At 41.1% G+C, this 611-nt stretch carries 1 protein-coding gene; it reads left to right on the plus strand.

The window, feature by feature from the left end; translation table 11 throughout:
* Positions 1-3 precede the first annotated feature (3 nt).
* Positions 4-611, plus strand: a 608-nt coding sequence (locus R7Q11_RS27610; RefSeq protein ID WP_225467163.1) for an AraC family transcriptional regulator, incomplete at its 3' end; no start/stop codon positions are given.

A 611-nucleotide genomic window follows, 5' to 3' on the forward strand; every position in this document is an offset into this window, starting at 1 on the left:
ACAATGATTTTTCATGATTTAATTTCGGCGGTATTAAATGAAAGAGAGCCATTTCATAATATTTGGTTTGCAGGAGATTTTCATACGCCGCCTGAATTTAGCTATCAAGTTAATTTCCCTCGCCTAGAGTTAGTTCTGGATGGGGAATATATTAATGAAATGGAAAGTCATGATCGAAAAGTAACGCACATCGTTGCTAAAAAAGGCGACGCGATATTTATTCCACCTAACTGTTGGAATAAACCAGACTGGGATACCGATTGCTCAGTGTTAAGTATTTTGTTTGGGCGTCGACAACTTGGGTTAAGTTTGGTGAGCAAACGCAAAGGTGAGGCAAACTTTTACGATATTCAAAAGCATAGCATCCAAACACGCTCAGGATTTGCGATAGATAACATCTTAGAAGCGTTGAGCTCACTAGCTCGTGAGAATACTAAAAAACCAATGGATGAGCTTTTACTGCAAGCATTACTGCAATACGCGAAGACGATGTTGGATGCACCAGTCGAGCAGCAGTCACATAGCCGTGTGCAAGATCTCTATCAAGGGATTTGTATCTACATTCAAGAGAACTTCCATCGCCCAATCACACGTGACAGCATTGCGTCGAG

It is taken from the genome of Vibrio sp. 970, assembly GCF_033339075.1.